At 58.8% G+C, this 5,690-nt stretch carries 7 protein-coding genes; 2 read left to right on the top strand and 5 right to left on the bottom strand.

From position 1 onward, the window contains the following. Window positions 1-343 precede the first annotated feature (343 nt). From EOD29_RS36200 to EOD29_RS30395, 3 genes are all read right to left on the bottom strand, one after another. Window positions 344-481 carry a hypothetical protein gene (locus tag EOD29_RS36200; RefSeq protein WP_164763878.1) on the bottom strand — a complete coding sequence of 46 codons (138 nt, stop codon included), beginning with the start codon at window positions 479-481 and terminating at the stop codon, window positions 344-346. 777 nt (window positions 482-1,258) lie between these two features. Continuing rightward, window positions 1,259-1,984, bottom strand: a complete 726-nt coding sequence (locus tag EOD29_RS30400) for a DJ-1/PfpI family protein (protein WP_127248760.1) — start codon at window positions 1,982-1,984, stop codon at window positions 1,259-1,261. Between the two features lie 72 nt (window positions 1,985-2,056). Beyond that, complete coding sequence (locus EOD29_RS30395) at window positions 2,057-2,422, bottom strand: hypothetical protein (RefSeq protein WP_095826420.1); 366 nt, start codon at window positions 2,420-2,422, stop codon at window positions 2,057-2,059. Between the two features lie 1,156 nt (window positions 2,423-3,578). Here EOD29_RS30395 and EOD29_RS30390 point away from each other — a divergent pair. Beyond that, window positions 3,579-4,004, top strand: a complete 426-nt coding sequence (locus EOD29_RS30390; RefSeq protein WP_095826417.1) for a hypothetical protein — start codon at window positions 3,579-3,581, stop codon at window positions 4,002-4,004. Window positions 4,005-4,499: 495 nt separating this feature from the next. Here EOD29_RS30390 and EOD29_RS30385 read toward each other — a convergent pair whose 3' ends face one another. Next, a complete protein-coding gene (locus EOD29_RS30385; RefSeq protein ID WP_127248759.1) occupies window positions 4,500-4,880 on the bottom strand; it encodes a MucR family transcriptional regulator in 381 nt (126 codons plus the stop codon). A gap of 12 nt (window positions 4,881-4,892) precedes the next feature. Between EOD29_RS30385 and EOD29_RS30380 the strand changes: the two genes are divergently transcribed. Then, on the top strand, window positions 4,893-5,216 hold the full coding sequence (locus EOD29_RS30380) for a hypothetical protein (protein WP_127248758.1): 324 nt from the start codon (window positions 4,893-4,895) through the stop codon (window positions 5,214-5,216). A 5-nt stretch (window positions 5,217-5,221) separates the two neighbouring features. Here the strand turns inward: EOD29_RS30380 and EOD29_RS30375 are convergent, their stop codons facing one another. Continuing rightward, on the bottom strand, window positions 5,222-5,533 hold the full coding sequence (locus EOD29_RS30375; protein ID WP_127248757.1) for a helix-turn-helix transcriptional regulator: 312 nt from the start codon (window positions 5,531-5,533) through the stop codon (window positions 5,222-5,224). Window positions 5,534-5,690: the final 157 nt, after the last annotated feature.

Genomic DNA, 5,690 nt, shown 5'->3' with positions numbered 1-5,690 from the left:
TAATTTGCCCGTGACCGCGACGTAAGAATCTCATCCAGATTGTCGCGCGCGTCTCATCCTGATCGTCGCGCTATAGCGGTGTGCGCCGCAAGCGCGTTACCCTGACCTACGCTCCAGATACCTCTCCGAAGAAGCTGCCCTAGCGCTAGAGACGGCCCGGCGGCCATCAGTGCTTCGGGGGAAGTGGTGACGATCTGCCGGGCCGGATCCGGGATTGGGGCAACCAGACCCCGGACACGCCAACCATAGCGTCACGGCGGTCTATGGCAATTGTTGTTTTGGCCAGCCCGCGGAGGGCGAGCACGATGTCGGCGGGCTGTGTACCGGAACAAGGGGCCAACCTTCAGGCGCCGCCAGGCATTTCCGCAGCGGCCTGTCTGAGGCTTCTCTCGACGTCGGCAATATAGGTGCTGTCATTGGCATAGTGGTCCCAAAGGACCAAGCCGACAATCAGCGCAATCACGACCAAAGGCCATCGCATCGGACCACGCCCTCCCTCAAGGCGGCTCCTCGCAACAGGCATTATCTTCCTAGTTCGCCCTGTTTACCAGTGATCGCTAATATAGCGGGAGAACTCGCCGGGCGAGGCCCCCAACAACGGCCTCAAGCCCGACGAGCCTGCCGGGGATCAAACCGGCAGCATCTTTGGTGCAAGGGGTCGATGCCAGCAATCTGTGCAGAAATGAGACAGGGCGGGCGGTTGAGGCTACGCCGTCGCCATTGTAGGCTGCGGGTTGTGGGGGGAACTCATGCTCCGGCCTAGACGAAAGCCGCAGAAGGTCTATCCGAACGCCGACCGCTTTGGCGAGCATGGCCGGCGTCTCTACAGCGCATACGCGGCTACGCTACGCAAAGGCCGGCGCAAGAGCCTCGTCATACCTGTGATGGACCTGCTGGCCGGTGTCCTTGCCGCAGCTATGGTCCTCGCGTTGGTCTATTTGGTTGCGTTTTAGCCCGCGAACGCGTGCACAAGTGCAAAGCCTACGCCGATGGCAATGCCGGTGAAGAACTTGCCGGCAGCATCTAGGGCCGCTGTGGGGCTTCCTGAGGGCACTGGAAAGGTCGTCAAAGATCGCGTCCAGTTCGCAGGACCCGTTCGAGCGGATCAGAACATGCGACTGTTGCGCCTCAAGCTCGATTATCACCTGGAAGATTGACCTGTTCGTTCGCGCTGAGTGCTTTGGAGGCCATTCCGCCCTTCAACGCCGATAGGAAGAACTCGCAACGCGCCGAACGCAGCGACCCGTTATGGACTTGCTCAAGTTCGATCGGCGAGGGACACCGCTCTGCCCAGCGCCTGCGAGATGCCGGCGTGGGTTGCGGCGTTGCGCTCGATCATAAGTTCTATTGCCGCCTCTGATGCCTTGTCCGGATGGCCGGCCTCGAAGGGCGGTGCTGGATCGTACTCGATCGAAAGCTGGATAGCCTTCGCCACCTCCTGCCCGGCAACCTCAGCGATGACCGCAAAGGCGAAGTCAATCCCCGCGGACACGCCCGCAGAGGTGAACACGTTGCCGTCGCGGACGGTGCGGCCCTTTTCGTAACGGGCGCCCACCAGTGGCAGCAACCCCGTGTGAGCCCAGTGCGTGGTGGCGCTTCGTCCTTGCAACAGCCCCGCTGCCCCGAGCAGGAAAGCCCCGATGCACACCGACGTGACGTAGCGTGCTTTCTCGGCCTGGAGGCGGATGAAGTCGACAATCTCGACATCGGCAAGCGCCTCAGCAATGCCGGCGCCGCCAGGCACGCAGATCAGGTCGAGCTGCGGACAATCCTCGAAAGTGCAATTCGGCATTATGGCAAGGCCGCGGTCGCTTAGGACCGGCGCAAACGTTCTTGCGGCAACGTAGGTTTTCGCTTGGGCAAACTCGCTGGGCGACGACAGCGAGCCAGGGGTCGCGAGCCGGCTTAACACCTCAAACGGACCGGTGAAGTCGAGTTGGGTGATGCCGGGGAAGATCACGAAGCCAACGTTGAAAGCCGACATGGCTGTCCCTCCGAGCCATTCAGTCTAAATTCTACCTCGTGGACAACCATTTCTCTAGGCAGGTGACAGGGCTCACATCGTGTCGACCGGCGCAAAGAAGCAATTCTCGTCTTCTTCGGTCGGATGCAGGCAGATGTGAAAATTGTCGTCGCCAGATGGAATGACCACGTCGTAGGGAACGAAATAGCGGTTTTGATGAGTGACTCTGTGGTGATCGCCTGGTCGAAGGATGATTACATACCCGTCAGGCCGCGGCGTCACGGCGATGGCGGGGATCTTGCCGCATTCTCCGGTGATGGGATCGCCATGGCAACAGGCAGGTGGATACGTCCAGCTTCTACTGGGGCTATGCGCCAAGGCTAGACCACCATTGAGGGCCGCAGCTGTGACCACAATGCTCGCCAGCCCTGCGCGTTCTCGCGTGCTGACCTGATGCATAGACGCCCCTCGCGTAACCACGTCAACATCTAGATTAGCACATACTAATATGTTAAGCAAATGCGAGGGGCGTTTCCATGGCGCACTTGCACGGAGCTATTGCATTAATATGGCTTGTCTTTGCGGACCAGGCCGGTGCACACGATTGGTATACGGGCAAGACAGACCCGGTTCTCCGGTACGATTGCTGCGGGAACAAAGACTGTTACCCGATAGACTCTGCGGATGCAGGATGACGAGGGATGGCTATATCGTCAGATCGCAACATCGCCTTTACTTGAACGAGCCCCAGCAGCCGGAGTGGTTTATTCCCAGAGAGCGTGTCCAGACTTCGCCAGATGACCGCTATCACATTTGCGAGCCGCTGATGACGTTCTACCGGTCGTTGACCCCACACATGAATTTCGAAGCTTATCACAGATTTCGATGGACGTGTTTTTTCGCCCCGCCAGGCACCAGTTCTATCGGCCAAAAATAGGACAGCAAACAGATGCCCGTCACCCCGGGCTTGTCCCCTCAGCGAGCGGGCTCTTGGTCTTCGTTCATTAGCTGCGGCGGACTTTCGCGATTCGCACCATACGCTCCACAGAGATATAATTTCCACCGCGCGGGGAATTGTTTTCGCCCCCGCCTGTGAGGGAAAAATGGCGAAATCACACTTGACGGCGTTGGACGCCGAAATCCTGAAGAAGGCCTTCCAAAACGAAGTTCGGTATAACAAGACTCCCGAAGCCGAGCGGCGAGAGCTGGCCGCGAAAATAATCCGGGCGTATACCGGCTCTAAGACCGTCCATCCCAAATTGGTCGATTGGATGTGCACACAGAGATGACCTAGAGCGCTCTAAGCTCTGAACAGGGAACATCGCCACACGCGAGCGGTTATAGATTGGGCGGCACGGCTTTGTCCTCCGTTTCTGCCTGCCGTCTGAAAGGCCACGACGGAGCCCGCTCGGCCCTCACGAGCGGGCTCTAGGCCGATGCCCACGCTGACTGACCTTAGGCGAGCGGGCTCTTGCCGTTCTAGTCCCGTTTCGCTGTCTATACCTCGCCTGGTGATTGCCGGGCGGATCCCCAATTGTGTTTTGACTATTTGGCTTGTCGGGCGCGTAAAATATCAAGTTCGCCCAACCGGGCGGACCAACTCAGGGAGGATGTTATGAAGATGAATCGACGTAATGCTCTCGCCCTTGCTGCCACCTCGTTGGCCGCCCCGCTATTGGCCGCAGAGTTCACTCCAGTAGCGGCCAAGACCTATGGCGCGACTGAGGGCAAGGAGATTTTTCCTGGCGTTCGGCTAGTCGAGCGGGGGACACGAGACTCCCATATCAAGGGGTATAACAAGATCGTCATGGAAGACGTGATTTATCAGCCGAAAGGATCTAGCCCGTTGGGGGATGTGATGGCCGACGACATGGTCTGCACGGTCACCGAAGGCGAACTGGAAGTTACGGCCGGCGATATGAAGTTCACGGCCAAGGAAGGCGACGTTTGGAGCTGCGGCAAGGGCAGTACGAAAGAGGCTGCTACGAACAATGGAACAGTGGTCGCGGTGATGCGCGTCATTAACCTGAAGGTCGCATAAGTGCACACGACGGGCGGGACTAGCGCCATCGCCATCTATCGGAATGCATCGCGCCATATAACGGATGGTGGCCCGGTAGCCTTTGGGTGTGGCTTTGGGGGCCGGCCACCGGGCCTTAGCCGGCAGGGGTAAGTGCCGGCGAGGCCGTATATGCGCGTCTGCTAATAAATCGAATTCAGCCAAAAGGCGCTGATTGACCCGTGATGCGCGGCAGCGTGGGCGCTTGCTTACGCCCCATCACGAGGACGCCAATATTCGGCAGAATCCTTTAACCCGCCGCTGGGTGTGCCCCCACACCCGCGCGGCGGGCTAAGGTGTGACCGGCGCCTTTTCTCGTGGGGAGAATTGCCTGAGTCCCGGCGCCGGCCTAGCGAACTAGCGGTCCGCCGCACATGCAAGATAGCTAATTTCTACCTCAAAGGACATGGCGTGATCGCGTCCCTCCTTGGCAATCGCTCGGCGATCAGGAATATAATCCTCGCTGGTGCGGCGACCTCATTTTCGGAGATCTGCAGCCTTCCGCTGAAAGCCAAACCCCTTCGCCAATTCCGATCGCCGTTCCGCATAGTTCGGCGCAACCATCGGATGATCTGCCGGCAGGTTCCATTTCGTGCGATACTGCTTTGGTGTAAGACCGTGATCGGTCCTCAGGTGCCGCTTGAGCGACTTGAACTCCTTGCCGTCCTCCAGGCAGATGATGTGATCGGGGAAGACTGAGCGCTCCGGGTCGACGGCAGGCTCCTGCTTTGGCAGCAGGGCTGCGCCAGTGAGCGAGTAATACACCGACGCGATCAAATCCGCCAAGTCGGTTACCGAGACGAGATTATTGCTAACATAAGCGGAGACGATGTCGGCGGTGAGGTCCACAAGTGACATGCGAAATCTCTTTTGTCTGACAAACCTCACTATTTGAGCGCATCTGCTAATAAAATGAAATCCAGCCAAAAGGCCGAGCCCGCCTTGCATCGCCAGCATGACGGCTGGACTCTTCAAGAGCTTATGACGCAGGCATGTCCGTCACGAGCGGCTGCCTCGACTGCCATCGTCATCAGAAGCTCGATCTGCGGAACCTTCGCGACCGCTTCGGCGCCGATGCTCCGGCGATGGGGACTTGCGGCCCAGGATGACATGCGCCGTCTGCGGCTCCAGCGCATCACGCTCACGTATTCGCCGGACACCCGCCCGAAAGACCTTAACCGCAAAAGAGTGTGAGGCTTCTAGGGCGTGCGTTTCGTCTGCCGTCGCCGCCACATCCTATTATCCGTCTGGCGATCACCATTCGAACCTTCGGAGCGAGGTAGCAACGGCCCTTCAGCGCTGAAGACAATTCCCGCATCCTCCAAGGCCTGGCGGATAGCGGCAACATGGCGAGCATTCGGGTTCCTCGACCCGTTCTCAAAATTGACGATCGTTGGTTCGCTAATATGCGCTTTGGCAGCGAGCCTCACTCGCGACCAGCTCAACAGAGCTCGTGCGGCCTTTGATGTTCCCCCGACAGTAGGGCTCGTCTGTGCATAGGCGTCGGACATTCAATTTCCCTAAAATATGCCGCCGGCTTCGCCAGGGTCCTCAAATATTCGTGAGCCCGCGAAGAAATCACCGTCGGTGCTGACCTTGCCCCTCTGATCTAATCCGGTTTGAAGTTCGTTCTGGCCCATCGAGAGGACCAGGACATGAAGCGCAGCC

The organism is Mesorhizobium sp. M1A.T.Ca.IN.004.03.1.1 (assembly GCF_003997555.1).
In the GTDB taxonomy this organism is placed as follows: Bacteria; Pseudomonadota; Alphaproteobacteria; order Rhizobiales; family Rhizobiaceae; genus Mesorhizobium.
The sequence above is the reverse complement of the archived record's forward strand: the minus strand, read 5'-3'. Positions and strand labels throughout refer to the sequence as shown.